The organism is Paenibacillus sp. M2, from assembly GCF_046713495.1.
Classification (GTDB): Bacteria; Bacillota; Bacilli; order Paenibacillales; family Paenibacillaceae; genus Paenibacillus; species Paenibacillus amylolyticus_B.
The window spans coordinates 859,826-885,877 of the sequence record NZ_CP169648.1; the positions used below are offsets into that span (position 1 = coordinate 859,826).

24 protein-coding genes are annotated in these 26,052 nt (G+C 44.3%); 14 read left to right on the forward strand and 10 right to left on the reverse strand.

What is annotated here, in order from left to right; translation table 11 throughout:
- Window positions 1-132: 132 nt before the first annotated feature.
- Window positions 133-594 carry a DIP1984 family protein gene (locus ACETMN_RS04080; RefSeq protein WP_036606052.1) on the forward strand — a complete coding sequence of 154 codons (462 nt, stop codon included), beginning with the start codon at window positions 133-135 and terminating at the stop codon, window positions 592-594.
- A 396-nt stretch (window positions 595-990) separates the two neighbouring features.
- Here ACETMN_RS04080 and ACETMN_RS04085 read toward each other — a convergent pair whose 3' ends face one another.
- Complete coding sequence (locus ACETMN_RS04085) at window positions 991-2,079, reverse strand: DNA alkylation repair protein (protein ID WP_411735801.1); 1,089 nt, start codon at window positions 2,077-2,079, stop codon at window positions 991-993.
- Between the two features lie 133 nt (window positions 2,080-2,212).
- On the reverse strand, window positions 2,213-2,848 hold the full coding sequence (locus ACETMN_RS04090) for a tyrosine protein kinase (protein WP_105602049.1): 636 nt from the start codon (window positions 2,846-2,848) through the stop codon (window positions 2,213-2,215).
- A 454-nt stretch (window positions 2,849-3,302) separates the two neighbouring features.
- Between ACETMN_RS04090 and ACETMN_RS04095 the strand changes: the two genes are divergently transcribed.
- Complete coding sequence (locus ACETMN_RS04095; protein WP_017690665.1) at window positions 3,303-3,593, forward strand: YerC/YecD family TrpR-related protein; 291 nt, start codon at window positions 3,303-3,305, stop codon at window positions 3,591-3,593.
- A gap of 1 nt (window position 3,594) precedes the next feature.
- Window positions 3,595-4,380: a sirohydrochlorin chelatase gene (locus ACETMN_RS04100; protein WP_105602070.1), complete on the forward strand. Its 786-nt coding sequence runs from the start codon at window positions 3,595-3,597 to the stop codon at window positions 4,378-4,380.
- Between the two features lie 146 nt (window positions 4,381-4,526).
- On the opposite strand, the gene ACETMN_RS04105 is transcribed toward ACETMN_RS04100, so the two are convergent.
- Window positions 4,527-5,096, reverse strand: coding sequence for a TetR/AcrR family transcriptional regulator (locus tag ACETMN_RS04105; protein ID WP_411735802.1), 570 nt, complete (start codon window positions 5,094-5,096; stop codon window positions 4,527-4,529).
- Window positions 5,097-5,263: 167 nt separating this feature from the next.
- Here ACETMN_RS04105 and ACETMN_RS04110 point away from each other — a divergent pair, with 167 nt between their 5' ends.
- Both ACETMN_RS04110 and ACETMN_RS04115 read left to right on the forward strand, forming a co-directional pair.
- Window positions 5,264-6,190, forward strand: coding sequence for a ketopantoate reductase family protein (locus ACETMN_RS04110; protein WP_411735803.1), 927 nt, complete (start codon window positions 5,264-5,266; stop codon window positions 6,188-6,190).
- Between the two features lie 71 nt (window positions 6,191-6,261).
- A complete protein-coding gene (locus ACETMN_RS04115) occupies window positions 6,262-6,678 on the forward strand; it encodes a DUF4395 domain-containing protein (protein WP_091019771.1) in 417 nt (138 codons plus the stop codon).
- A gap of 177 nt (window positions 6,679-6,855) precedes the next feature.
- Here the strand turns inward: ACETMN_RS04115 and ACETMN_RS04120 are convergent, their stop codons facing one another.
- Window positions 6,856-7,572, reverse strand: coding sequence for an NPP1 family protein (locus ACETMN_RS04120; RefSeq protein ID WP_411735804.1), 717 nt, complete (start codon window positions 7,570-7,572; stop codon window positions 6,856-6,858).
- Between the two features lie 525 nt (window positions 7,573-8,097).
- On the opposite strand from ACETMN_RS04120, the gene ACETMN_RS04125 reads away from it, so the two are divergent.
- Window positions 8,098-8,979 (forward strand): diacylglycerol kinase, encoded by an 882-nt coding sequence (locus ACETMN_RS04125; RefSeq protein WP_074093499.1) that lies wholly within the window; start codon window positions 8,098-8,100, stop codon window positions 8,977-8,979.
- Between the two features lie 564 nt (window positions 8,980-9,543).
- Entirely contained in the window at window positions 9,544-11,313 is a 1,770-nt protein-coding gene (gene rlmD / locus ACETMN_RS04130) for a 23S rRNA (uracil(1939)-C(5))-methyltransferase RlmD (protein ID WP_411735805.1), read from the forward strand.
- Window positions 11,314-11,428: 115 nt separating this feature from the next.
- Here the strand turns inward: rlmD and ACETMN_RS04135 are convergent, their stop codons facing one another.
- The gene (locus ACETMN_RS04135) at window positions 11,429-12,364 is read right to left on the reverse strand and encodes a ketopantoate reductase family protein (protein ID WP_091019767.1); all 936 of its coding nucleotides are present in this window, start codon (window positions 12,362-12,364) and stop codon (window positions 11,429-11,431) included.
- 148 nt (window positions 12,365-12,512) lie between these two features.
- On the opposite strand from ACETMN_RS04135, the gene ACETMN_RS04140 reads away from it, so the two are divergent.
- The gene (locus tag ACETMN_RS04140) at window positions 12,513-13,094 is read left to right on the forward strand and encodes a TetR/AcrR family transcriptional regulator (protein WP_091019766.1); all 582 of its coding nucleotides are present in this window, start codon (window positions 12,513-12,515) and stop codon (window positions 13,092-13,094) included.
- A 142-nt stretch (window positions 13,095-13,236) separates the two neighbouring features.
- Here ACETMN_RS04140 and ACETMN_RS04145 read toward each other — a convergent pair whose 3' ends face one another.
- Window positions 13,237-15,015, reverse strand: coding sequence for a leucine-rich repeat domain-containing protein (locus ACETMN_RS04145; protein ID WP_256975321.1), 1,779 nt, complete (start codon window positions 15,013-15,015; stop codon window positions 13,237-13,239).
- Window positions 15,016-15,418: 403 nt separating this feature from the next.
- Between ACETMN_RS04145 and ACETMN_RS04150 the strand changes: the two genes are divergently transcribed.
- Window positions 15,419-17,383, forward strand: a complete 1,965-nt coding sequence (locus ACETMN_RS04150; RefSeq protein ID WP_091019754.1) for an ABC1 kinase family protein — start codon at window positions 15,419-15,421, stop codon at window positions 17,381-17,383.
- 54 nt (window positions 17,384-17,437) lie between these two features.
- On the opposite strand, the gene ACETMN_RS04155 is transcribed toward ACETMN_RS04150, so the two are convergent.
- Complete coding sequence (locus ACETMN_RS04155; protein WP_411735806.1) at window positions 17,438-17,644, reverse strand: DUF2536 family protein; 207 nt, start codon at window positions 17,642-17,644, stop codon at window positions 17,438-17,440.
- Between the two features lie 320 nt (window positions 17,645-17,964).
- Between ACETMN_RS04155 and ACETMN_RS04160 the strand changes: the two genes are divergently transcribed.
- Complete coding sequence (locus ACETMN_RS04160; RefSeq protein ID WP_411735807.1) at window positions 17,965-18,939, forward strand: tRNA dihydrouridine synthase; 975 nt, start codon at window positions 17,965-17,967, stop codon at window positions 18,937-18,939.
- A 92-nt stretch (window positions 18,940-19,031) separates the two neighbouring features.
- Here ACETMN_RS04160 and ACETMN_RS04165 read toward each other — a convergent pair whose 3' ends face one another.
- Entirely contained in the window at window positions 19,032-20,087 is a 1,056-nt protein-coding gene (locus ACETMN_RS04165; RefSeq protein WP_411735808.1) for an ankyrin repeat domain-containing protein, read from the reverse strand.
- A 252-nt stretch (window positions 20,088-20,339) separates the two neighbouring features.
- Here ACETMN_RS04165 and ACETMN_RS04170 point away from each other — a divergent pair, with 252 nt between their 5' ends.
- Window positions 20,340-20,909: a hypothetical protein gene (locus ACETMN_RS04170; protein ID WP_411735809.1), complete on the forward strand. Its 570-nt coding sequence runs from the start codon at window positions 20,340-20,342 to the stop codon at window positions 20,907-20,909.
- Between the two features lie 170 nt (window positions 20,910-21,079).
- Window positions 21,080-22,246 (forward strand): cobalamin-independent methionine synthase II family protein, encoded by a 1,167-nt coding sequence (locus ACETMN_RS04175; RefSeq protein ID WP_091019746.1) that lies wholly within the window; start codon window positions 21,080-21,082, stop codon window positions 22,244-22,246.
- Between the two features lie 201 nt (window positions 22,247-22,447).
- Here ACETMN_RS04175 and ACETMN_RS04180 read toward each other — a convergent pair whose 3' ends face one another.
- Both ACETMN_RS04180 and ACETMN_RS04185 read right to left on the reverse strand, forming a co-directional pair.
- Entirely contained in the window at window positions 22,448-23,023 is a 576-nt protein-coding gene (locus ACETMN_RS04180; RefSeq protein ID WP_091019745.1) for a GNAT family N-acetyltransferase, read from the reverse strand.
- Between the two features lie 41 nt (window positions 23,024-23,064).
- Window positions 23,065-23,832, reverse strand: a complete 768-nt coding sequence (locus ACETMN_RS04185) for a TVP38/TMEM64 family protein (protein WP_411735810.1) — start codon at window positions 23,830-23,832, stop codon at window positions 23,065-23,067.
- A 159-nt stretch (window positions 23,833-23,991) separates the two neighbouring features.
- On the opposite strand from ACETMN_RS04185, the gene ACETMN_RS04190 reads away from it, so the two are divergent.
- Together ACETMN_RS04190 and ACETMN_RS04195 are read left to right on the forward strand one after the other, a co-directional pair.
- Complete coding sequence (locus ACETMN_RS04190; protein WP_091019742.1) at window positions 23,992-24,684, forward strand: response regulator transcription factor; 693 nt, start codon at window positions 23,992-23,994, stop codon at window positions 24,682-24,684.
- A complete protein-coding gene (locus ACETMN_RS04195; protein ID WP_091019739.1) occupies window positions 24,677-26,020 on the forward strand; it encodes a sensor histidine kinase in 1,344 nt (447 codons plus the stop codon). Before ACETMN_RS04190 ends, ACETMN_RS04195 begins: the two co-directional genes overlap by 8 nt.
- Window positions 26,021-26,052: the final 32 nt, after the last annotated feature.

Below are 26,052 nucleotides of genomic sequence, written 5' to 3' on the forward strand. Positions count from 1 at the left end.
GAACGAATGTAATCAGATGTTAGTAACATAAACTTGTAATAACGTGTATCCACAGGTAAAATATAACGATATGTGAGTGAATAGAATCTGGATGAATTATCCATACATATAATTGTGGAAGGATGGGATACGATGAGATTGGCAGAGGCTCTTGTACTGCGAGCGGATGAGCAGAAGAAGATAGCTCAGCTCAAGCAACGTCTGGAACGCGTAGTCAAAGTTCAGGAAGGTGAACAGCCAGCAGAGGACCCGCAGTTGCTTATGATCGACCTGGAGAATACGATCCGGAGCCTGACGGTATTGGTTAAGAAAATTAATAAGACCAATGCACAGACTGACTTCACTGCAGGAGTTACGCTTGCTGATGCCCTTGCAGAGCGGGATGGAATCATGCAAGAAAGAGCATCGTTTAACGAAGTTTTGCAGAATGCGTCCATTCGCCAGGATCGGTACAGTCGTTCTGAAGTAAAGTATGAGCGAACCGTGAACATAGCAGATATTCAACATAAAGTGGATAGCCTTTCGAAATCCTACCGGGAACTGGATTTTAAAATTCAGGAGAAGAACTGGACCATAGACTTAATCGAGGAATAAAACTGCGTCGGTAACCCTATCCAAATGAAGCGAGCATAACCCACCAACGGGAAGTTGGAAACCTGGTAGACGCTGGGCCATGTCTAACCCACATCATCATTTAGCCCAATATTGTTACAAGAATGCGCAGCATGGATGTATCGTGTATCTTTCTAATTGTTACGACCATATGCAGGTCTTTGGATAGCGGTGAGGGTGGGTAAGGGGAATTGCAGTTTGAATTACATATGAAGAAGGCCACTGGGCCATGATCTCGGGCAGTAATAACTGTCGGGAGATGATGTTTGCCAGGTGGCCTTTCTGATTCTTCTATTAGAAGTTTTGAAAAAAAATGTATCCACATGTGAATAACTATTCCGCAGCAATAAGCTGTGTATAACTTACGACGATTTCCTGTTACTCCATTTCAAGAACAAAAGAAGTTGTAGCTGCTTCTTTGCCATTCACAAGAATGGTAAGCGTATGCAGACCGGCATAATATTTTCTCGTTGTGATGATTTTGAACGATTGTTTAGTGGCTACCTTGGTTCTGCCTGTTGGGTACATTTTATCGGAGCATTTGAATCGTTTAGGGGCCTGTTTGCCGTTTGCCTTCATATAACCCATCTCATATTCAATTCGCAGCATCTGTGACTCGCCGCTCTCATTAACGACATCAAACGAAAAATGAAGATCCGCGCCAATGCTAATCGTATCCTGGACAAGCTGAAGCTGCTCAATGTGAATCGAATCCTGCTCGTTATAACCAAAAAGACTTAGTGCTTTGCGATGTCCTTTCTTCAGTAATGACCTGCTGGCATGCCGGACAATCCAGTCTGTGTGTACATGTTGTCCGTACCAGGTCGTGGCCAGATCCATAACCAGTTCAGGGTGGTCCTTGGAGATGTCATTCAGATGATTGGCGACACTTTTGCGAACATAGAGGGACTCGTCCTGTTTCAATGCATGCAGAATCGGAAGTACAGGTGTTGGATCAGTGATAAAGTTCTGGAGTTTCGCACCCCATGGCAAACGTGGCCGGCTGCCCTCACTGGCAAGTCTGCGGATATGCTCGTTGTCACTTTCTGCCCACGCCATCATATGTTTCATCGTTTGGATTGGATAATGTTCAATAAACGGACGTACCGCGAACTCTGAGCTGGAATAAGGTGTGAAGAGGGTTAGATACTTCATGGATAACTCGTAATCTTCTGGGTCAAGTCCGTTCACTTCAATAAAATCCGGTACAAATAGATATTCAACGCCTCTCATCGTCGGGGCGGCTTGTTCGATAATATGTAATGCTTCCTCATAATTGTCCGGCAGTACCTGGGTCAAAGCCAGTGTGATTCTGCGAATGCGCGCTTTGAATTCCAACTGTTCCCAGCCTTCAGCGAAAACCAATTCATGAAATTGCTGTGTATCCAGCTTAGGGTAGAATTGGCGCAACTGTTCGCCGGTCCGATCGATTAATGCGGGAGTGTATTTGTCTTTGATAAGTTCCATGGTCCGCCTCCTTTAGTTACTATTCAGTATACCTCAAATTACAGAAATAAGAACGTAAGTTCCTGAAAATTATTTGTTTACCGATGAACGGTGTTAAGGCACCCGCCTTCTGTAAGGGGGTGCCTGAATTTTCTTAACCTTTGCGACTTTTGGGACGGCGCTTCGTGGAATTGGATTTGCGGCGGACTGGAGTTGTATTGCGGCGACGTGTAGCATTCGTTGTTTTGTTCCGACGTTTGTTTTTGCGTTTCCGGGGCGGCGTATATTCTTCATAGTCTGCATCAGCTGCGCTGTTATTCGATTTTCCTTTTCCAAAAGGCAGAATGCCCATAACGAGTTTCATCATCGGAGCCATCTGCTGGATGCCACCAACGACCTTCTGCATTTTGCCTATTCCACTCATGATTCCATCAATACCGCCGAAGCGGTCGATCATTCCTTTTAACTCACCGATGTTGGCTAACGAAAAGCCGGTACTGCCAGTAGCAGGCGCCGTTACCGGAGCTGGGGGAACAACCTGAGCTGCACCTCCATAAAAGTTCCCGCCAGACACACCCTGCCCATAGGGTACGACTGCAGAAGCTTCGACTTCACCAAAGCCCGGGTAGTGTGGTTCTACGCCAGGATACATCGGTTGAATTTGAGTTTCATTTAAAGACCGCGGAACCACACCGGGCGGCATATAGGCAGAAGTATGTGCCTGTCGATGAGCATGAGAAGACGGACGCTGCCCTGGTGGTGGCTGGCGGTGATAATAATGCTGTGGCATGAACGATCACGTTCCTTCTATGTTGGATTTCGGAATTGCGTTCCATGAGTTGCATGACAGATGTACATCATAGACCCTTGTGGAACTCCCTTTTGTTATACTGTATGTCATTCGCGGAGAGACGGCGTAGGCGGGTGTCCCGGAAAACGGGATATTTGCGGATTTGGGCGCATGGCATGATGGCAGGTTCCCGAAGAGAAAACGAAGTTTGGACACAAAATTGTCACATTTAAGTGGGTTGAAATCCTACATAAGTAATCGGATATATGCAGGTGAAAACTGGGAATTAGCGCGGTAATTTCGTCTGATGTGCGCGAGGGGAGGACAATAGTACCTTTTGTAAGCGGTAACATGTATTTTTATTCTGTAGTGCGTGAAATCGGTAACGCTTGAAATACCAACTCAGTGTGAGTACAATGTAGGTACACAGTAACCGCTAGGGGATGATGATGAAATGCAGCTGAAAAAGCTAAATGATAAAAGCATTGAACAACTATTCGAGGCTATTTTGACGCTAAAAGATATTGAAGAGTGTTATGTTTTCTTTGATGACCTCTGCACAGTTAACGAGATCCAATCCATGTCCCAGCGGCTGGAAGTGGCTCGTATGTTGGGTAAAGGCAATACGTATAACCAGATTGAAGCAGAGACAGGTGCGAGTACAGCTACAATTTCACGTGTGAAACGCTGCCTGAATTACGGCAATGATGGTTATAAAATGACGCTGGAACGCCTGGGACGCTAACATGAAGAAGCCGGGTGTACTCATCATCAGTCACGGTTCACAGGAGCAAACCTGGGTGGAATCCGTCGATGACGCGATCTCCCGGTTGAATCTGCCTGTTCCATTACCGATTGAAGCCGGTTTTCTTGAACTAGTGGAAGGACGCCTGATCCAGGACGGTATCGACCGACTGGAAGCACAGGGCGTAACCGATATTCTGGTCGTACCTCTATTTGTTTCGTCCGGGAGTACACATGTGGATGAAATTGAATATGCCATTGGTGCAAAGGAAACACCTGATCGCGAAACGGATCTGGAACCATTCGATGTGAAGGCGCGGGTTCACTTCGGTTATCCGGTGGATAACGATCCGGATATTGCCGTGATGGTGTGGGACAAAGTCCGATTACTGTCGCAGCAACCGGAGAAAGAAACGATTCTGCTGGTTGGTCATGGGAGTATTCATGATGGTTTTCGCGAGCGATGGGAAGCCGGAATTTCTTCCCTTGCAGAGCTTGTGCAGGAAGTTAGTGGTGTAGCCCATACGGATTATGCATTGTTGAATCCAGAGAGTGTGTACGACAAAGTGAAGTATTGGAGCGAAGAGCGGGGGAACCGAGTGATTGTGGCGCCGCTGTTTTTGAGTGCCGGTTATTTCACGAGGAACGTTATCCCGGGTCGGCTGCAGGAACTGAACTATGTGTACAGCGGAGAGACACTGTTGCCACATCCATTGCTCGGGCAGTGGCTGGAGCATCAGATCCAGATTTTGCTGGAGAGATGTAATGAAGTTAAAGCTTCTTCTTGAAGTGATCGTTTTGGCATAGGTGTGTGGTCACATCGCTCGCAGTAATGTTGCATCAATTGATTTGAACTCCATAGCTTCATAAACAATCAAACCACGTCAAAGGACGTGGTTTTTTGTTTGTTGTAGATCACTTAACAAGGATTAGTTTATCCATTAATGGGTGCGTGCAATTGCAGATGTAGCTCCAGTAAACTTATTAATTGGTCAACGATCTCCTCGGCCGGATAAGGCATGGAATTCATAATCCACCACTCCAGGAGGCCCACAGCAGCGGAAGCAAGAAACTGTATGGTAACCTCTTTTTTCATACCTTTCTGGATGCCACAGGCATCCATCTGTTCCTCCACTCCCTGGACCAACAATGTCATCAACTTACTACGGAATGCCGGAATACCTTTTTTGGTTAGAAGTGTGGTATAGGTAGAGGCATGCTGTTCCAGATAACGGAAAGTTCTGAGCAGCGCATCCTTGGCCGTAACGGGTGTTGTAGTAGAGCTTTCGATCATACAGGCATCCAACAACCGCTGCAAATAGGTTTCAATGCATTGATCCAACAAATCGAACTTGTCTGCGTAATGCAAATAGATGGTTCCTCGGTTTACATTAGCCCGATCAGCAATATCGTTTATCGTAATTTGCTCGAAATCCCGTTCTTCCAGTAACCCCACAAAAGCTTCGATTATCGCCTTTCGTGTCTTGAGTACTCGTCTGTCCATGGCCCCTCCTATGATGGTTTTCAACAATAAACAATCATTCGTTGATTATTCAACAAAAACGGATATTTTAACGATTGAAGCACAGTAGGTGCTTTGTTACTCTTATTTTATCAACAAATGTTGATAAAACAACAATTATCTATAAAATATGAAATAGAGGGAAACCAATGAAAATATTAGTATATGGTGCGGGTGTTTTGGGCAGTCAACTTGCCCACGTTCTGGTGCGCGGTGGCAATGAAGTCACTCTTCTGGCTAGAGGGAAGCGAGCGGAAGAGCTGGAGAAGGATGGAGTCGTCATCCGGCATATGTTTCAATTCAAAACGACAGTTGATCCGGTTTCGGTAACCAGAACGTTGGAAGTGGATGACCAATATGATCTGATTTTTGTTGTCATGAAATATAACGATTTTTCTTCCGTGTTACCTATTCTGGCAGAGAATCAGAGCAGTAATATTGTGATTGTGGGAAACAACGCAGATGCGCGAAGCATGCAAAACTTTTTGGAGGAAAACAGCAGGGTAGCTAAACAGGTCGCGTTTGGATTCCATGTGAGTGCAGGGAAGCGGGAAAAGGACCGCATGTTATCGGTCGGTGGAGGTGGCGGACAAATGGTGATTGGCAGTCTGGATGGTGATATCAACTTTAAACCTTTGCTGGATCAAGCTTTCCAACATGTGAAATACAAGTTAAATGTTCTGAGCGATATTGATGCCTGGCTGAAAAGCCATATCATCCCCATTCTGATGCTTAATGCGGTGAGTTTTAATGAGGAGCGTGAGTTGATCAAGTTGGACGGGAACAGAAAGCAAATCCAACATATGATTGGGGCGATGGATGAAGGCTTCAGCGTGCTTGAAGCTATGGGCATAACGATTATACCGGAGATTCAGGCTAAAATGATTCGCAAGCATCAACGGATGTTATACCTTCTCTTGAAGATCTATAGTGTGCTTCCAATTCATAAGCTGATTGCGGGTTCTTTTGGAGAGATTGAGGCGTTAAATAATGCATTTACCGATTGGAAAAAGACAACAGGCATCCCGACTCCCCATTGGGACGTGTTGAAAAGAGATTATACTATCCTTAAATGAAGTATTGCTCATTCCTTGCATACCGACTAGAATAAAACCAACTAATAAAATGGGGATAAGGAGATATACAGATGCGGGAAGTGCCCATGCGTTATGTGAAAGCAAATCAGGTCGGTATTGTACTGTTTGTTTTACTCTCGTTTGTGTTTAATCCAATTGTAGTTCTGGGAGCGCTGTGGAGTATTCAGGTGGTTGGTCTGGCTTCCAGTGGCAAGCTTAATCTGTTTGTGCAAATTGGGAAAGCTGTGTTGACTGGTAAAGGTACAGAGATGCAGGCGGTGGAGCTGCAGCGATTCAACAATATTCTGGCCGTGCTCTTCCTGTCTCTGGCACTCATCTCGTTCTCGCTTGGCTGGGTAATCGCAGGTTATGTATTCTCTGTCATGCTTCTCGCGGCTGCAAGCGCGGCGCTGCTGGGTTATTGTGTAGGCTGCACTGTCTATTTCTGGTATAAACAGCTGCGTGCAGGGCGAAAAATCGGATTTTGAGGTTGGCTGAAGCGAGACGGAGATACGATGACGAGAACGCCCGATACTTCGAGTAAAGAGAGCCATATTCCGAGGAGTTTTCTTGCGGCAAGTTTTCACCTGAACCTATAGCGATCGTGATACGATCACTTCATCATGAAATCCCCCTCAAGTGACTGTTCACTTGAAGGGTTTTTTTTATCTGAACCAGGCTTTGTTTAAATTGTTGGTGAAATTGTTATCGTTGAAAGGCACGTTGGCGCTACCGAAGTTTGTCGTATTGAGCGCATTTCGTGCTGCAGGAGTCAAGTCGTCCCATCCGATTAAAGGCTGAGTTCCACCCACAGTATTAGTAACGCCAAGCTCATGGTTCAGTGGCCAAGTACTGTTATAGGAAATCAACGGATGGCTACCTTGTGTATTGGTATTGCTCGGTGTAACTTTGGTAAACTGGCCGTGACCGGAATATGCGATAGAGAGGATTTGGGGATTGGCCGCTGCCGGGTTATCTACCCACACGACGATTCCTTCCCAATCGTGACGATGGCCGAGTCCGGCAGAAGGGGAGTCTTTGGGGAAATACCACGAATACATGATGGCCCACACCCCATTGTGCCATGCGGAGCGGGAGTAGATCTGCCCTGTACTTGAGCTACAGTTCCCATTCGATGCCCCGGACGTATTCAAGCCAGCGCTGGTATTGCCCTGTTGATCCACTGCGGGAAAAGGGACACAACCATGATACACTTTTAGAAATGGCTGAAAACGCTTGGCTGCTTGTTGCATTACGGTTACTGGTGTGACTTCCTGAAATCCGACAACCTGATCATGATTAATTTCTGCTGCTTCAACAACGGTGACCCAAGGAATACATGCCATAAGCGAAACCATGAGCATTAACACAATTTTTTTCATATACACTTCTCCTTCAAGGGTATGATGTGGTGCTAAGTTGAGGGTTCACTAAAACTATATTGGAAAACGGTTTATGTTATTTATCTTTTCATCTTAAGAATTGTAAATTTGTAGCATATCTATGTCATAATCATATGAAGACCATCGAAATCGAAGACTAATTCCTGTCCAAGCGGGCAGAATGGTTGATTAATGAGACTATTTTACATAAAAGGTAGTGGGGAAGATTCAGGATCGGTGCGTGAGGTTTATTGGATAATGTATGGATTAGTGGGTACATATATGAAAAAATATACTTATGGATTACAGGCTAGGACATCTTTACATTTGATGATATGATAGGAGTTAAAGGCTTTGGAATGAGACGGAATTCCTGATGCATAGATATAGGTAAGACGAAAGATTAGAGCAACATTAACGGAAGTTCATTATTGTGTAAAAAATATGCCCTTTTGTGGACTGATGCAACGTAAGAATATGAGGTCGTTTAGACTCATGGATAATGTGGAATAGGTGGCGTATGAGATGAAAAAAGCTCGCTTAATATATAATCCGACCTCAGGCCGGGAAGAAATGAAGAAACGTCTGGCTGATATTTTGCAGCGTTTGGATCAAGGTGGTATTGAAGCTTCTTGTCATGCAACAACGGGCGAAGGTGATGCAACCCGCGAAGCTGAACTCGCGATTGAACGCGGCTATGACATGATTATTGCTGCTGGTGGAGATGGCACGTTGTACGAAGTGATTAACGGTATGGCAGAGCGGGAGAACCGTCCTCCGCTGGGTGTGTTTCCTTTGGGAACAACGAATGATTTTGCACGTGCACTCGGCATTCCGAGACAGTGGGAAGATTACGTAGATCTGGTCATTAACCAGCAACTTCGTCCGCTCGATCTGGGCAAAGCAAATGATAAATATTTTATCAACATCGCCGGTGGCGGATCATTAACTGAACTGACCTATGAAGTACCAAGTCGTCTGAAAACGATGATTGGGCAACTGGCCTATTATATGAAGGGTATTGAGAAAATGGCGAGCCTGTCTCCACAGGAGCTGATTATTCGCGCCGATGGTCAGGAAGAGATCCATGACGAATTCATGTTATTCCTCATCGCCAATACCAATTCGGTCGGGGGCTTCGAGAAGTTGGCTCCAGGTGCAACCATTGATGATGGTCTGTTCGATGTGATCGGTGTTCGCAAGTGTAATCTGGCCGATATGATCCGCCTCGTAACGCTCGCGCTGCGTGGGGAGCATCTGAACGACAAGAAAGTGGTTCATTTCCAGACGAGTCATATGGAAGTTACGTCCCCGGGATATGTACAACTGAACCTCGATGGAGAGTTGGGCGGCACGCTGCCAGCTACATTTACGAACCTCAAGCATCATCTGCAATTGTATCGTTAAAAATTTGGGTGCTGGGGGCAATGTGGGTCGCTTGCGAAAAGCAATGTTGATTGCTTCAGAAAAGCTATGATGCTGCAGCGGTGGTTGCACAGTATCGCATAACTGTTGAGGAGAGTGGGATTCAGCTCTGCGGTAAGGTGAGATGGAAGTGGAGTTTCCAGTTGCCGTGTAAGGTGGGATCGGGTATAATCTCATGTGGTCACCATGCATTGAGCTGATACAGGGTACATTGTGGTAATTGATTTTACGTGACAGCGAACAGCGAATATTGAACGGTGAAAGTTAAAAGTGCTGTTCTTGTTCGATGGTACTGGAATGTGATTACCGTGCTGAAAATAGCAGTTTGGTCGGGTGTCGGCGGCTAACGAACTCAGAAAGCCTTAATATGGCGAAATCGCCTAAGCTGCGAATCTAACGAATTACAGCATCGTTATTTTAGAGAAAATGACCGAAAGAGGTCGCAAAACACCATCCGAAGATGATATAACGTTTCTGAAGTTCATAAGAAATTCGGAACGTTATTTTTGATGTGATACCATATAATAAGAAAGAAGTGAATGTACGTTGTCTAATACGAACCGCAGCGGTCGTGGAAAAAACCGCCGGAATTCGGCTGCCTCTCAGGGGCAAGGGAACGCTTCAGCGTCCCGTCAGCCAAGTCAATCATCTCGTCCATCATCACGTCAGCAAGGAAAAGAGGTGCGGCCACAAGGCGCATCTCTTTCTGCCGTTCGTCCAAAGGGGAGAGCGCGTGAATCTGCACCAATTGAAGGGCTGCCCGTTAGCAAAAATGAAGAGACCGTCATCGACATCATTGGCATGAACCATGACGGTGAGGGTGTAGGTCGTGCGAATGGATACACGCTCTTTGTACAGGGTGCGCTTCCGGGTGAAACCGTACGTGTTCGCGTGATGAAAACCAAGAAGCAGTACGGCTACGCCAAACTGCTGGAAATCGTGAAAGCAAGCCCGGATCGAGTGTCCGCGCCTTGCCCGATCTACGATCAGTGCGGCGGCTGCCAGATCCAGCATATGAGTTATGCCGGACAGCTTGCGTGGAAACGCCAGTTGGTGGTAGATAATTTGCAACGGATTGGCAAATTGAACGTAATGGTGGAGGATGCGGAGACGTTGGCATCCAACGAGCAAGAAGATGAAGAGGGAGCCGAACAACGTGTGCAGGATGACGCTTCAGTTGGTGATGCGAATCATACAACTGAACTGGCTACTTCTGAAGTACAAATAATCGGCAGCAATCGTATTCGTCTTCGCCTTGAAGGTGTCATGAACGAAGAGGATACGGAGCAGGGCATTCGCGTACTGCCTACGATGGGCATGGACGAGCCATGGCGCTATCGGAATAAGGCACAGGTGCCAATTGGTGTGACCGAGGGTGGTCTGGTAGGAGGATTTTACGCCAAAGGAAGCCATCGGATCATCGATATGGAGAGCTGTCTTATTCAGCATGAGCATAACGACGAAGTGGTTGCGAAGGTGAAGGAGATCGGTAGTCATTTTGGAATCAGTGCCTATAACGAAGAGACAGGTCGCGGCTTGCTGCGTCATGTGGTCGTGAAGAAGGCGTTCCGTACAGGTGAGATAATGCTCGTACTGGTCACCAATGGTCGAGATATTCCGTACAAAGACGAATGGATCGGCAGTATCCGTGAAGCGATTCCGCATGTCGCAAGCATCTGCCAGAACGTGAACAAGAAGCAGACCAACGTTATCTTTGGCGATGAGACCCGCGTCCTGTGGGGCCGTGATGTAATCTATGATTATATCGGTGATGTGCAGTTTGCCATCTCGGCACGTTCGTTCTACCAGGTGAATCCGGTGCAGACGGAAGTACTGTATGGCAAAACGGTAGAGTACGCCGGACTGACCGGCAAAGAAACCGTAATTGATGCCTATTGCGGCATCGGTACGATTTCTCTTTTCCTCGCGCAACATGCGGATCAGGTGTATGGAGTCGAGATCGTGCCTGAAGCCATCGAAGATGCTCGCAGCAATGCGCTCTTGAACGAGATGCGGAACGTAAAGTTTGAAGTTGGCGCATCCGAGGACGTTATTCCACGCTGGAAAGAACAAGGCATCGAAGCAGACGTGATCGTTGTAGATCCACCGCGGAAGGGCTGCGATCCACGTTTGCTGGAAACGATTCTGGAGATGAAGCCTGAGCGCGTGGTGTATGTGAGTTGTAATCCGAGTACCTTGGCACGTGATCTTCGTGTGCTGGAGGATGGCGGATATCGAACGGTTGAGGTAACGCCAGTGGATATGTTCCCGCATACAGTACATGTGGAGAGTGTAGCGATGTTGGTTAGGGTGTAGTGTTTTGAAGCTACATTTACCTGTTTTAATATAGCTAATTTGCCCGAGGCTTCTAAAGCTCGGGCTATAATTGTTTTAACCGAAGTCATTCATTCAGCGAAAGGCATTCAGTTTATCAGTTTTTAATAGCTTGGTGTTGTTCAGTGTTTTCTAATGCCACAGTAAGACGTGGTAAAGGTATGCCTAACTTTTTTGCTTCTCTCACAACTTCAAGTACCGCAAAACCGGCTTTACTATTGTTGTATTCAATGAAAAGTCGTGGTAAGCTGCCCTTTGCAAGAATAACCTTGTTAAACAGCAGGCTGAGAAGTGCCGGTGGGATCTTGGTCAACAGTAGAGTAATCGCGTCCATCTTTGCGCCTCTTGCTTTAAGTATAGGGGTCATTTCCCGCATACTCTTACCGACATTTGCGAATGAGTCACTATGATTCAAGACTGCTGGGAAACTTCCTCGTTTTAACACCTCGGCCTCCATCGCCGCATTCATGGCAAAATGATTCCATAGCCAGCTTTGCATATCTTTTGTCCAATTGATTATAAAATGGGCGCTTTCAAATAGTTCTTTGACCTTGTTGTTTATCTGTTCTGTGCCTACCCGTGGTTTTTCCAGAAATATCGTTTTTAAAAAGCCGCCCCTAAGCTTATTGTCCTCAATGCCGCCTCCTGCTCCTGGGAACCCAAAGACAACATTGTTCATAGACAAGGGCAAGATCGATGATTTTAAATCCTGCCAAATATTATTGAATATTAGGATAGGGGTGTTACCCGCGGCAGTCGATAGGAGCTGTGCTGCTGATGGAAGTTGCTCCGTGTTGACACTCGCAATGATGAGATCGTAATTTGACCCTATCTCCTCATGCAGTGTGACGTTCCAGTTTTCTTTTATGAGCTGTTTCCCTCTTCGTGCGTCCCACATTTCAAGCGCTATATGACTTCCGAGGGTTTCTTTTCTCCCTTTTCTAACGTAAAACTCAACGGTATGCCCTGCCTTCTCTAAAGCCCAAGCGTATTGGGTCGATATTACACCTCTACCGAAAAATAAAATTCTCATCTTAGCCTCCTAATATCCATATTCATCCTTGTTGATGATCCAACAACGTGTTGTATAATGTTATTGTATTGATTCACTTTACGATCATCAACCATCAGATTTTTAATATCTGTCGTATAATTGATCGAACAGCAGACGGAGGCAAATAATGAAAAAGCAACCTGAAATTACGGACAAAACAAGGCAGACATTTATAAATGTATTCTGTGATTTATATAGTCGAAAACCCATCGAAAAAATATCTATTCAAGAGATTGCTAACCAATCAGGATATAATCGCAGTACATTTTATCAATACTTTACAGATATTTATGCGTTGTTGGACTGCGTTGAAGAGCGTGTTTTGAAATCCATTAACGAGGAAATGGCAGGCAGAGAGTTTTCTACACATACGTTCCAGGATGCACTTCAATGCTTGGAAAATGCAGAGGACATTTCAGTTCTGAAGGCTCTTTTGGGAGACTATGGTTCTGTTCATTTTGTGGAACGCTTGAAAAGAGAAATTCCCTTTGAGCGATTGATTGTGGATTTTCCAACAGATGATGTCTTGGCACCATATATCATTGAGTTTTACATTTCGACATTAATATCTATGTTTCGTCTTTGGTTACACAGAGACAAAGATCTATCGTCGGAGGAATTAATCAAGCTGATCGATAGTCTATTCTCAAAGGGGATAACTCCGTATCATATCTTTGGCACGGTCAATCCGCAACGCTCTGGAGTGTAGCGATGATGGTTAGAAAGCGAAACATAAACATAAGGGTAAGGGGCTCGAGAATTTATATATTCTCGAACCCCTTTTTTGTCTTTGTTTCAATACCATCCATTAACTATAGTAGTCTAAAACTCCCCATCATCCCAGGTGGTAATTAATATACGTGTACACTCGCACCAACCACGGCTTTGTTTTGTACAGAATTACCGGATAGATATACCTTTTGCAGATCAGGCAGCTGGCTTAGGCTCTCGATATTGGAAATGGCATTGTTCTCAAGATGAAGTTCTTCTATGGCCTGCCAGTTACTCATGAATTCGAGAGAAGTCAAATTGCTGTCTTGCAGAGTGAAGGAGCGTAGAGCAGACATTTTGGCAAAGTAAGGCATCATTTGGTCAACTTCATTGACAGAGTTGTTATTTATGCTGAAATATGGCTGCTCTAAGGTCAAATGTTCAAGCACGCCGTTCTCTGCGGCCGATTGTTGCTCGAAATTCAGCCTACACTCGGAGCACATCAGAGATTTCACCTGCTTTAAATGAAATAAAGCATCGCTCTCCTTATATAGTGACGAGTCGTAAATGTTTAGAGTCTCTAGGCTGGGCAAACCGTCCAGGGCGCCAAGACGTGTAATTTCATCGATCTCCCAGAGGGAGAGTTGCTCCAGTTTTGGGAATTCCCCCAGCGCAGCCAAGTTCAATTCCCCGCTTCCGCCACGGAGCGTCAGACTGGTTGTAGCCGGGGCCTTTAGCCCAGTGAGAAAGGAGCTTGGAATTTCCACTCGCCCCACATTAGGCAATGTCAGCGCTTCTGCTTTCTCGTAGTAACCAGACAACGTTAATTCCCGCAGAGAGGGCAGACTGTTTATGACCTTTACCGAACTAAGCTGACTTAGAGAAGCCAGACGTAGTGTAGTAATGGAGGCCTTGTCGGCCAAGGGCTCCAGGCTTGAGAAGTTTACGTTTTCGAGATCAAGTGTTTGTAGAGCAGGCATATTTTGTACAAAGTCGATGGACTTTACATTCGTTAAAAAGGATAGCTGAAGCTCCTGAAGCTGGGTCAAGGCGTACAGCGGCTGCAGGTCTGTGGTTTCACTGTAATGTATGGATAAGGATGACAGCCCGGTCATGGAGGACAACCATCCCAGTTCATCGACAAAGGTGAGCGACAGAGACTTGAGCGGCAGCTTGTTCAACAGAAAGAAATCCGTTACGGATTCATCCACATAGGTAATGGATAACGAGCTCAGATTAGGAAACTCCAGCAGCATGGCCAATTCCTGATTGCTGCGAAGCTGAGTGGAAAGCTCCGTAATTTTAGTCTTGTCTCCAAAGTAGCCCGAAAATGTACTGAAGGATTCGTTAAAAGCGCCTCCATAACTTTTTAATCCGGACATATGGGCCAAAGTGGTTTGATCCGTCTGGGAGATTTCATAGGTATTCGTCAGGTCCAATGCCGTCAGTCCCGTAAAAGCTTCAAAATCTCGCTGATCGATCTCCTGGCTATTCAGTTTCTTGTCCTGAGTAACATAAGTGATTTTCTCGGCCTGTTCATCGCTGAAGGGATCGGAGAGGCTATATGTAAACGTCCACTGATCATTCTCCGAATACTCTACAGTTAAATAGCGAAGACGAGCCAATTCCTCCTCTGTCGGCAGGGCAGATCCTTTATCGAAGATATCTCGCAAAAAGGAAAGAAGAACCTCGCTTTCGGGCATCTTTCGTACAGGCAGATTGGCTTCTGTTTTTGAATAGGTGGAGCTGTTGCTATAATAAAAATATGTACCGATGGCGCCTGATATGACAAGCAGCAGGACCAATAACAGCCTTAGGGGGATGGAGACGGAGACGGACGGCTTCGGCGTCGCCTCAGGAACTGTCCCGTGGTAATGATTAATGGTCTGGTCTACGTAATAGACATGATTTTGCTTCAATAAAAGCTCTGTTTCACAATAGGGACACTTTAAAACTTCATCCTCCTTGTATTCAATTCTTCCATTGCAATTGGGACAGTTTAACGGGATAAACGCCACGAATGTCCTCTCCTTCATTTCATTATGATGTTCATAAGATCATGCTGAACGGTGATCTGACTTCATTATACCTTGTGAATTTACGTTTGATGAGAGAAAGAAGTTTCACATAGCGAAGGAGTAGGGAATCCAGCTCCTTTTTAATCTTCTTTAAGTAGGGCAGAGGGGAGGCATTAGACATCATCAAGCGAACTGCTGCCTTTACCGGGACGGTTTATTTATGTTTATTGAACGCGAGGGTGAGTATGTTATATTGAGGAGAGGAAAATCAAACGATACCATTACATAACAGGTGGGATGTAAGATGTTCTTTTTTATTACATTGCTCGTGTGCTTTGTTGTATTCATGTTGCTGACTTCGTTCTTCAACAGAAAACATAAAGTTCTAATCTCGTTAATCAGTTCGCTGGTAGTGAGTACGCTGCTTCAGGTTCTGGAGCAATTTTACCTAAGCGGTATTTTAGTGGCGTCGTTTTTGGTTTATTTTATAATCGGAAATATCAGCACTTTAAAAAGCAATCAGCTTAGGCTAATCTTGGCGGTATTATTCAGTACGTCCATAGTAACACTGGTGCTCTCGTTTACATACTTCAATCAAACCACAGCTCCACCAGATGCCGAGATTCTTAGAGTTATGTTTATGTACTACCCTTTATTAGTTGTGTTTATTGCGTGTTATATCTACATGCTCCTAAGCCTGTTCAATTTTAAAATGTTGCAAGCCGCCAATCCGTTACTCTATATCTGGAATAAGGTTCGTGCTTTCAGGCGGATGATGCGTTTGTTCTGGATTATTTCACGTAAAGGTTTGACTCATTTGATTCAGCAGGATCATGCCAAGTTACCCTTTGCGATTGCTGAGGTTCTGGATAACATGGGCGGCGTGTTTGTTAAGTTTGCTCAAGTGTTATCGACCAAAAAGGACATGCTGCCTGCGAACTATATTCAAGCGTTCTCCAGTCTGCATGATCAGGTTAAACCGCTGAGCCAAGATGAACTGAAAACAATCATTGACACTAGAATCGGAAATATGGATGAAACCTATGAATCCTTTGGGATGGAGCCGATTGCTGCGGCTTCGATCGGACAGGTTCATCTGGCAAAGCTAAAGTTAACGGGCGAGAAGGTTGTTGTTAAAATTCTAAGACCTGACGTGAAGCAGAAGATGACAGTGGATTTGGATATTTTGATCCAGTTTGTCACATGGCTGTCCGAACGCTCTATCAAAATCAAGAGACTTGGGTTAATCCAGTTGGCCGAAGGATTCAAACAGAATTTGCTTGAAGAAACCGATTTTGATATCGAGGCCTTAAATACGAATCTGTTACGAAAAGCCTTCCAGGAACATGATATTCAGATCCGTGTTCCTAGAATCTACGCCGAGTTCTCAACGAAACAGGTGCTCACCATGGAATATATCGAAGGAACCAGCTTCACAAAAGCGGTGACAAACGACGTGTCGGTGAGGGTGATGCACGCATTTTTGGATCAAATTCTGATGATTGGTATCTTTCATGCGGACCCCCATCCTGGCAACCTCATGCTTACTTCTGATGGAGAAGTTGCTTTGATTGACTTTGGTTCAGTGGGATATCTAACGGATGAGGAACGAGAAGGCATGTTAAGCTTCCTGATGGGTTACAGCACTAAAGATACAAAAGAGATGGCGCATGGCTTAACGCGAGTCTGTGAGGAAGGAGATTTACTGGATCAAAAGCTGATTGAACAACGCCTTAACCGTTTGTTAGCAGAAGCATCTTTCTCACCAGACCCGACAAGTGTCATGATGAAACGTATGATGACCCTGATCACAGATATGGGGATGTCCTTAAAACCGACCATTGCTGGTGCATTCAGAGCTATCATTACGCTGGATGGTACGTTGTCATCTGTAGATGATACCTACTCTTTATCTGCAGCAAGCCAGTCCTACGCCAGCCATATGGATAAAGGCCAGATGGTTAAAGAGCGCATAAGCAAGGTCAAGGACCAGATTACGGATTACATTCCTAGATTATTGGAGCTGCCTATTCTGAATGAAAATAAAATCACGATTGCTCGTGAGCAAAATCATTCATTGAATGATGTTATAGGCACGTTAACTGTGGGGATTTTCACGGTGATCTGTATGGTTGTTATGCTCGCAAGCTTTGTAGTACAGAGCGAAGTCATGCGATTTCTACTTGGTCCATTATCCATATCAGGCTTTGGTGTAGGGATGACCATTTTGAGTGTGTCTGTAATTAAACATTTGAAGCCTAAGGTGTAGTGAATAGATAGATCAGGATGAATGAAACAATCGTTTACTTTTTTATTAATCAATTCATTCTACGGCAAAATGCACGACTGCACTATATAACATTTTGGTGCGAATAGGATCAAATGTGACTTGATGTTGGACTTGCTTCACACGCAGCATCAGCGCTTTATTGATTTCAATTCGATCTTCAATCGCTCGCGCAAGTTCAAGGAAATCATAAGCCTGCAAGCATTCGACTTTGTCTTTGATCATATCAAGTGAAATTTCCATATATAATTCAGGCCTCCTCCAAATTACGATTTGCAGGTTAAATGCCTGCCGAGCTTCATTGTAGAGGAGCCTCTCCAGTTCGGCAAGAGCAATCGTGCTGAAAATCAAATAAAGACATGATAAAATCGGGAAAGGGCAATTTCGAGATCATCGAACTCTCAATAATCCGAAGATCTAATGGAAGTAATAACAGATACTGACGTTTGAACAAAGTTACATTTGCATGGTATAAGTGATAGGTAAGCAGATGCATGAATTACGATTTTTTTACTATTAATGAGGACATAGACTGTCCTGGTATGTATAGAGGAGCTTTTGAGATGACACAAGAAAACTTTTGGCGTGAATTGCCACGACCATTTTTTATATTGGCACCGATGGAGGATGTGACGGATGTTGTGTTTCGTCATGTGGTGAGTGAAGCAGGACGACCAGATGTGTTTTTTACGGAATTTGCGAATACAGAGAGTTATTGTCACCCGGAGGGGCACCATAGTGTGCGCGGGCGTCTGACTTTTACAGCGGACGAACAGCCGATTGTGGCTCATATCTGGGGAGATAAACCGGAATTCTTTCGTGAGATGAGTATCGGTATGGCGAAAGAAGGATTTAAAGGCATCGATATCAATATGGGTTGTCCGGTAGCGAATGTAGCCGAGAATGGAAAAGGAAGCGGATTGATCTGCCGGCCAGCCCTTGCGGCGGAGATTATTCAGGCGGCGAAAGCCGGGGGGCTGCCGGTCAGTGTAAAAACGCGTCTTGGATTTACTGAGGTCGATGAATGGCGCGACTGGTTAACTCATATTTTGCAGCAAGACATCGTGAATCTGTCCATTCACTTGCGGACGAGAGAAGAAATGAGCAAAGTAGACGCTCACTGGGAACTGATTCCGGAGATTAAAAAAATTCGTGATGAGATAGCTCCTAATACATTGCTGACGATTAATGGGGATATTCCTGACCGTGAAACAGGCCTGAGACTCGTGGAGCAATATGGTGTGGATGGTATTATGATTGGACGCGGTATCTTCCAGAATCCGTTTGCTTTTGAGAAGGAGCCGAAGGAACACAGCAGCACGGAATTGCTTGATCTGCTACGGCTGCATCTGGACCTGCATGATCAATATTCCGAGCTTGAACCGCGTTCGTTCAGCCCGCTCGCCCGTTTTTTCAAAATCTATGTTCGTGGCTTCCGCGGTGCTAGTGAGCTGAGAAACAGCTTGATGAACGCCAAAACCACTTCTAAAGTACGCGAATTGCTCAATGAGTTTGAAAGTAATGAACAGGTGGAGTAGAGTAAGCCGTAATCATGGATGCGGAGTATGATTCAGGTAGATTTAATAAAAAAAAGAAGCGGTAACTTTTCCGCTTCTTTTTGCTTTGCTGTTTAACGCGTATACTCTGGCTTCTCTATAGTGATTGGCTGAGGATTGGCAAGCACCCATAATACCGCCAACTCGGATAATCTGGCAGGCGCATCAAAATCGTATCCATTGCGGAGCCTGCTGACCAAGTCTGCTGCCTCTTGGAGCAGTGCCGGGGCTAGTGGCGCACCGGTGCCTAGGTGACAAATCAGTGCATCCAGCATCTTGCGATACTCCGCATCCCAGTTTCCACCGCCATTATCCAATACTTCATGGGACACACGTCCTGTGATGCGAATGACCTCTCCCTGCACCGTTTGAGCGTGGCCTTGGGCCGGAATGAGATATTCCCACAGCTCTTGGTGCTGTTTGGTCCAGGTGGTTGCCTTTACCTGAATGGGGGTAGTCCCATCGTGCATGATCCGATTCACTACCGGCTCGACATCAAATAACTTGTATAGTTTAATCAGCGCGTCTGAAACTTCATCGACCTTGTCCTGATTGAACTTCTCACGAACGAATTCAAAATCCTTACCAATCCGCTTCACCGATTCTTTCATATCTGGCGTGACCGATGCACCAGCATTCAGCAGAATGGCGGCAATCTCCGCCAAATCGACAATATCACTATTTCTGCAATTGACTAATCCCTTAGCTAATGGCGTATTTCCCTGTTTATTTTCTACGTTAATCGTAGCGCCTTGGTTTACCAACGCTTGAACCACTTTGGTTCTATACCCATTGACCGCTGCATGTAATGGTGTTTCATTTTGGTAGTCCACAGCGTCCAGATCCGCACCTAATTCAAGGAACAGGGGGACATTTCCTGACCAGTGTGAGGCATGGGCATGTAAAGGCGTGCGTTGATATTTGTCGCGTGCATTAATATCTGCCCCTTGCGCTACCAGCCAGCGGACCACTTCATCCGATATTTGACGAAAGCTGAGGGTCGTACCTTTGCTGTAGCCCCCACGGGCATCCCATTCACATTGCTCGAAAACTTCTTTTACAGCAGAAATATCATTATCTTTAACGAGTTTTTCCATATGAGCAGGTAAGGTTGCTTTCTTCTTAGCCATTACACTCTTCCTCTCCTTTGTGAATAACAACGTATGTTCCAATGGTAAGCTATGACGATTTAAGAGTAAGTAGATAATTTTCTGCAATTTTATCACATAGGAGATTCTAAAACCAATAACTGGGTTTCTTCCATCATCAATTTGTTTTGCTATGTTATAATTTAGGTGAATGTTGATACTGTAGCCGGATTGAAAAATATTTGAGATGATCACCGCAATTTATGCGGTAGGCTTTTGATAATAGGAGGATTTATGTCCTGGAGTAAATTGAAGCAACAACTGGAGAGTTTTCTTAGTCCCGCGTTAGTTGGAAGGGTGGAGTACCGTGCTACCAGCTATCGCTATTCACCTGATAAATCAGGCAATTGTTATATTACTGTAGATAAAAAAAATGTACTCAACATGAGTGATACAACAACCCCAATCCGATGGTATCAGACAGAGCAGGAGATCAAGAGCGATCCGGAGATCATGATTCCTGTGAGCGATGAAGAGATTGAAGCTATCAGAAAAGATTCCAAAGGACCCATTCCCGAGGATCGTCTTCAAGTCATGGCAAGAAGCAGAAAAATCTCCGTACATGCCAAAGATCTTTTGTTGGCTCAGACCGCACTTAGTAAATCGAATTTTACCGTTGCAGCCACGACATATCTATCGACTTCTATAGAGGATAATCTGGAGAGCAAGGATATCTTGTTTAATATTCTGGCTTTAATGGACAGAAGAGTTGGCAAAAAGCGAATTCTAAACATGTCGGAGCAGGTTAAATTAAAGCATCCAGCGGTACAATATTTTTATGAACTGCGTCGTCGTACGGTGTGAAATTGAATAACGTTCACGGATAGAGGTACATTGTGTCGGTGACGGTTTCACTGAAATCTGTCTAATAAGTGGATATAGCTTTTAACTATAACCAGTTATGGTTTTTAAGTATCCCTTCTAACTGCCCTCAGCGTGATATGATCATTGTATACAACGAGGGGGTTTTTTACATGACTGATAAGTTCCAGATCGTAGGAAGTTTATTGCGGCCGGATGAGCTGCTGAAATATAAAACGCAAATTGAACATAATGATGATATCCAATATCCGTTCTATGAAAACTACGAAGGATATGAGAAGTGTGAGACCGAGGCAATCAAACAAGTTGTCGCAAAGGAAATCGAACATAACTTGTCCGTGGTTACCGATGGCGAATTCTCCAAATCGATGTGGCATCTGGACTTTGTATGGGGATTTGGCGGAGTAAAGCGTTACATCGCGGATCACGGCTATTTTTTCAGAGATGTGGACGGAACTTCGAAATATGAAACACGCAAAGATATTGGACTGCGCATTACTGATAAATTGAGTGGAAAGAATCATCATTTCATTCAACTGTTCCAACAACTGCAAGACACAGCTGGTGAGCAACAAACAAAACTTTGTGTACCGTCTCCTTCCCATATTTTCGGTGAGCTTTCCTGGTCGGATAACATTGGTGGAACGGATGCTGTATATCAGAACATACAGGAACTCAAAGAGGGTCTTGTGATCGCGTATAAGGAGTTCGTGGAGGAATTCGCTGCGGTGGGCGGTAAAATTCTGCAATTCGATGATTGCTTGTGGGAACTGTTTGCAGACGACAACCCGAACTCTCCTTTTACAGGGGAAAATATTAATCAAGATGAAGTAAAGGGTCTCGCTACCGAATTCATTGATATTAATAATACCGTGATTGACTTCGGACATAGTCTTGGCTTGAAAATGTGGACACATAACTGCCGCGGCAATTATGATTCCCGCAACATGGGTGGTGGATCGTATGCCAAAATTGCGAATCTGTTCCTGAAGCAATTGAAGTATGATCGTTTCTTCCTGGAATGGGATGATGATCGTGCGGGTTCAATTGAAGCTCTGGAAGTGTTCAAGGACAGACCTGAAACGGAAATTGTACTGGGTCTGTTGTCATCCAAAACGAGTACACTCGATGATGAAGCACGTGTTGTCCGTTTGCTGGACGAAGCTTCCAAAATCATCGATAAGGATCGGCTGCTGCTGTCTCACCAATGCGGCTTTGCATCTTGTGATGGCGGTAATGAATTAAGCGAAGCTCAACAATGGGCGAAGATTGATCAAGGGCAGAAGATTGCAAAGCAATATTGGGGCAGCACGATCTAGGATTTAAGCTGAATGGTATTGTGACCTTATAAACACAATGTTTGATCAATAGTGTTATGCACGATAATGAAACGGCGACTTTTCCTCTGGAATCTATCCAGGGAGAAGCCGCCGTATTTGTTGTGGAACGTACACATGGTTAGGTTCTCATGTCTATAACTTTTTTAAACTAATGATGACGCATAGGCATGTCTTTCTTTATTACTGCGATTCACGCTGAGCCAGCCATTCCTTTTTCAACAAAGCATATTGATACGTATTCTCGTATTTCGGTGTGCCGTCCTCATTATTGACAAATGAAATGAACTCCATAAAAAGACCTTCCCGGCGCATGCCCAGCTTCTCACACAGTTTCTGAGAACGGAAGTTATCATCCTCGACATAGGCGTACAGTCTTCTTATTCCCTGTTCCATAAAGAGATTTTCGATGAAAGCATTGGCGCTCTCACTGGCGTACCCTTTCCCTTCATATCTGCCATTAAAATTCCAACCAATACTATACGTATCTGAATTCGAATCCTTATCCGTATCGGAATCCCGATCTTCCCTCATACCAAACAGCTCACCGATCAGCTCGTTACTGTCTTTCAGGCAGACCGCGATGTGGGAATCGTCACTGCTTCTTTTTGCGACCTCTGTCTCCGCGTCTTCCAATGTTAAAATTCGTTGATCCATAAAACAATTCACTCTGGGATTTGCCGTGTATTCCAATAGTCCGGCTGCGTCCGTTACGGTGAAATTTCGCAGGATTAATTGATTGGTTTCAAGTGTTTGCATAAGATATACCTCCGGTTTTCATATCAATAGATTGGCTATGTTCATGTTGTATCTCTTTTTATTTTACGAGACTCCCTATTCGTACTATAACTGGGTATAGCCTTGGGTTTGGCTTTGGCTTTGGTACTGTCTGACCGGGAGAACAATCCCACCAATTTCTCCCTATAGATATAACCGAGTACAAACCCGATTACAGCGATAACAGAAATAATAATGGCGATTGTGTATTGTTGCATATGAATTGTGGACCCTACAACGGTAGATGCGATGATCCACGGCAGACGACCAACGATAAGGATCGTGAAGAACCTAAACGAACTAATTGATGTAAGTGCGGCGACAAATACAAGCATGTCTTTGGGCAAGCCGGGAATTACGAAAAAGATAAATAAAAAAGCGGAGAACTTCTTCTCATCATGAATTAAAGACATCCACTTATTATTTTTCTTTTGCATTAGTCGTGAAATATAGGCGCGACCGATGTAACGAGTGAAATAAAAGGCGATCGCTGAGCCTATAATCAAGCCTATTGTAGTATACAAGGACCCAATTGTAACCCCATAGATATAACCGCCTGCAATCTGTACCACTTCTCCTGGAATAGGTGCAACCACGATCTGAAGAATCTGGAATAAAATAAACATGACCGGACCCCAATGGCCTGTTGAATGAATATACGCTCTGAAATTGTCCATGGAAGACATGATTTTAATAATGGAAGGAGAATAATACACCAGTAGACCAATGGACAACATGATGAACAGACCCAACAATATGTTAATCATTACTTTTTTCGAAGTTTGTGGCATTCCTGACGACCCCTTTGTGTAATAACTTCTACATATTTACAGTATAAGACGAAATTATTAAGAGATACCTACATAACTTCTGAAGAATTCTTAAGTCGATTGTATTTGCTGGTAGTCGCTAATAGCGCATATTATACTGAAATTAGACGGAGGGATCAGATGAGCAAGAAAATTCTAATTGCTGATGATAACAGTGAAATTCGTGAAATTGTAAGGATTTTGTTAGAGAGTGAGAATTATGAAGTGATTGAAGCGATAGATGGTCAAGATGCGATTGATAAAGTGAACGAAGAGACGGATCTCATTATTTTGGATATGATGATGCCCAATAAATCGGGGCTGAAGGCGTGTCTGGAGATTCGTGAAAAAACAAGCGCACCGATCCTGTTTCTCACAGCGAAAACGCAGGACTCTGACAAACAATTGGCCTTTTCCTCAGGCAGTGATGACTTTTTGTCCAAACCCTTTTCCTATACAGAACTCGTTTCGCGGGTGAAGGCTTTACTGCGGAGATATTATATATATCGGGGCAAGGAGAAGACCGAAGAAAAGGACCAAATTATCGTTAAGGATCTTACCGTCCATCAGGATTCAAAAGCCGTGTTTGTTGGGGAGAAGGAGATTGCTCTAACTGAAATTGAATACCAGATCTTGCTCCTACTGGCCAAGAAACGACGTAAGGTGTTTTCGGCAGAAAACATCTATGAGAGTGTTTGGGGGCAACCCTACTTTTATACGTGTAATAACACAGTGATGGTTCATATTCGTAACTTGAGAGGCAAACTGGAGGATGACCCGCAGAACCCTAAATATGTGAAGACCGTTTGGGGGAAGGGGTACAAAATTGAATAGATTATTCATCGGAAAAAAGCTGAAGATTAAACTGGTTCTGGCGGTTGTCATTTCTTTGGTCATTTCCATAAGTGCACTCGTTATTTTACAAGTTGTTGGCGAGACTCTATTGGATAGTTATTTAAGCAAATCCACTTTTGTAGAGAACAGGCAGCAAGATGCGCTTGATCGATTCGAAGCATTTGTGGATAACCAGAACGTGTCAACCCGTGATCATGAGGAATTGTCTGCTTGGATAAGTCATGAGCGCTACTTAAATCTGTATATTTTTGCAAAAGACAAATTGATATTTTCCTCCAATACGGGGATTGATCCGGCCATTAATGAAGAGTTGTTAACTCAATTCGTGCCATCGAAAATACCCATTACCACCATCCACTTTGCGGATCAGGATGCCCAGATATACTTGGTTAGCTTTTATGAGTATCAATACTACAACCTCATTCTGATTATTGGTGTTTTCATAGCGGCCATTGTGTTCCTCGTTTCCTTTCTACTGATGATTAATAAGAAAACATCTTATATTGGCGTGCTTGAACAAGAGATCAAAATACTCGAAGGTGGAAATTTGGATTATTCGATTACGATATCGGGAAAGGATGAACTGTCATCTCTGGCCCAAAGTATTGATGAGATGAGGAAATCATTTGTGGAGCGGCTGGACAGCGAGGAGAGGGTCAGGATGGCCAACCGTGAATTGATCACGGCGATTTCCCATGATTTGCGAACGCCACTCACGATTCTATTAGGATATATGGATATCATAGAGCTCAACAAATATAAGACACATGAGGATCTGTTGCAGTATATTCATAATAGCCGGGAGAAGGCCTATCAGATCAAAGTGCTGTCGGACAAACTATTCGAATATTTTACGGTATCCTCGGCCGCTGAAGAAGAGGAAGTAGAGTTTGAAATGTATGAAGGCAGAGCACTTATCGATCAACTCATAGATGAGCAATTAGTGGTTTTGGACGATATAGATGTGCAGGTTCAGACAGATGCACATCATGAGGAGTTTTTGTTGGAAATCAATCTGGTCGCCATGCGTCGCGTAATGGATAACATATTTTCAAATATTCGAAAATACGCCGATCCAGTGCATCCTGTTCATATCCAGATTTCTTTGAAGCAACAATGGGTCATTCTTGAGGTAGAGAATAAGATTAAACGTGTTGGCAAAAAGAATGATAGCAACGAAATCGGGCTCGTTAGTTGTCAGAAAATGATTCAGCAGCACAACGGGACGTTGACGGTTTCGCAGGAAAAGGATATCTTTTCACTACAGATTAAGCTACCTGTCATCCTCAATAAACCAACACAGACTCATATATAACGGATCTCTTGAAATGATACTGATTGTCTTCC

Coding starts and splice junctions, on each gene's coding strand:
- ACETMN_RS04110 (WP_411735803.1), top strand. CDS start 5,264: ATGAAAATATTAGTATATGGTGCGGGTGTTTTGGGCAGTCAACTTGCC.
- ACETMN_RS04175 (WP_091019746.1), top strand. CDS start 21,080: ATGACTGATAAGTTCCAGATCGTAGGAAGTTTATTGCGGCCGGATGAG.
- ACETMN_RS04085 (WP_411735801.1), bottom strand. CDS start 2,079: ATGGAACTTATCAAAGACAAATACACTCCCGCATTAATCGATCGGACC.
- ACETMN_RS04135 (WP_091019767.1), bottom strand. CDS start 12,364: ATGAGAATTTTATTTTTCGGTAGAGGTGTAATATCGACCCAATACGCT.
- ACETMN_RS04140 (WP_091019766.1), top strand. CDS start 12,513: ATGAAAAAGCAACCTGAAATTACGGACAAAACAAGGCAGACATTTATA.
- ACETMN_RS04185 (WP_411735810.1), bottom strand. CDS start 23,832: ATGCCACAAACTTCGAAAAAAGTAATGATTAACATATTGTTGGGTCTG.
- ACETMN_RS04105 (WP_411735802.1), bottom strand. CDS start 5,096: ATGGACAGACGAGTACTCAAGACACGAAAGGCGATAATCGAAGCTTTT.
- ACETMN_RS04100 (WP_105602070.1), top strand. CDS start 3,595: ATGAAGAAGCCGGGTGTACTCATCATCAGTCACGGTTCACAGGAGCAA.
- ACETMN_RS04190 (WP_091019742.1), top strand. CDS start 23,992: ATGAGCAAGAAAATTCTAATTGCTGATGATAACAGTGAAATTCGTGAA.
- ACETMN_RS04180 (WP_091019745.1), bottom strand. CDS start 23,023: ATGCAAACACTTGAAACCAATCAATTAATCCTGCGAAATTTCACCGTA.
- ACETMN_RS04150 (WP_091019754.1), top strand. CDS start 15,419: ATGTTCTTTTTTATTACATTGCTCGTGTGCTTTGTTGTATTCATGTTG.
- ACETMN_RS04115 (WP_091019771.1), top strand. CDS start 6,262: ATGCGGGAAGTGCCCATGCGTTATGTGAAAGCAAATCAGGTCGGTATT.
- ACETMN_RS04170 (WP_411735809.1), top strand. CDS start 20,340: ATGTCCTGGAGTAAATTGAAGCAACAACTGGAGAGTTTTCTTAGTCCC.
- ACETMN_RS04165 (WP_411735808.1), bottom strand. CDS start 20,087: ATGGCTAAGAAGAAAGCAACCTTACCTGCTCATATGGAAAAACTCGTT.
- ACETMN_RS04120 (WP_411735804.1), bottom strand. CDS start 7,572: ATGAAAAAAATTGTGTTAATGCTCATGGTTTCGCTTATGGCATGTATT.
- ACETMN_RS04090 (WP_105602049.1), bottom strand. CDS start 2,848: ATGCCACAGCATTATTATCACCGCCAGCCACCACCAGGGCAGCGTCCG.
- ACETMN_RS04080 (WP_036606052.1), top strand. CDS start 133: ATGAGATTGGCAGAGGCTCTTGTACTGCGAGCGGATGAGCAGAAGAAG.
- ACETMN_RS04160 (WP_411735807.1), top strand. CDS start 17,965: ATGACACAAGAAAACTTTTGGCGTGAATTGCCACGACCATTTTTTATA.
- ACETMN_RS04095 (WP_017690665.1), top strand. CDS start 3,303: ATGCAGCTGAAAAAGCTAAATGATAAAAGCATTGAACAACTATTCGAG.
- ACETMN_RS04125 (WP_074093499.1), top strand. CDS start 8,098: ATGAAAAAAGCTCGCTTAATATATAATCCGACCTCAGGCCGGGAAGAA.
- ACETMN_RS04155 (WP_411735806.1), bottom strand. CDS start 17,644: ATGGAAATTTCACTTGATATGATCAAAGACAAAGTCGAATGCTTGCAG.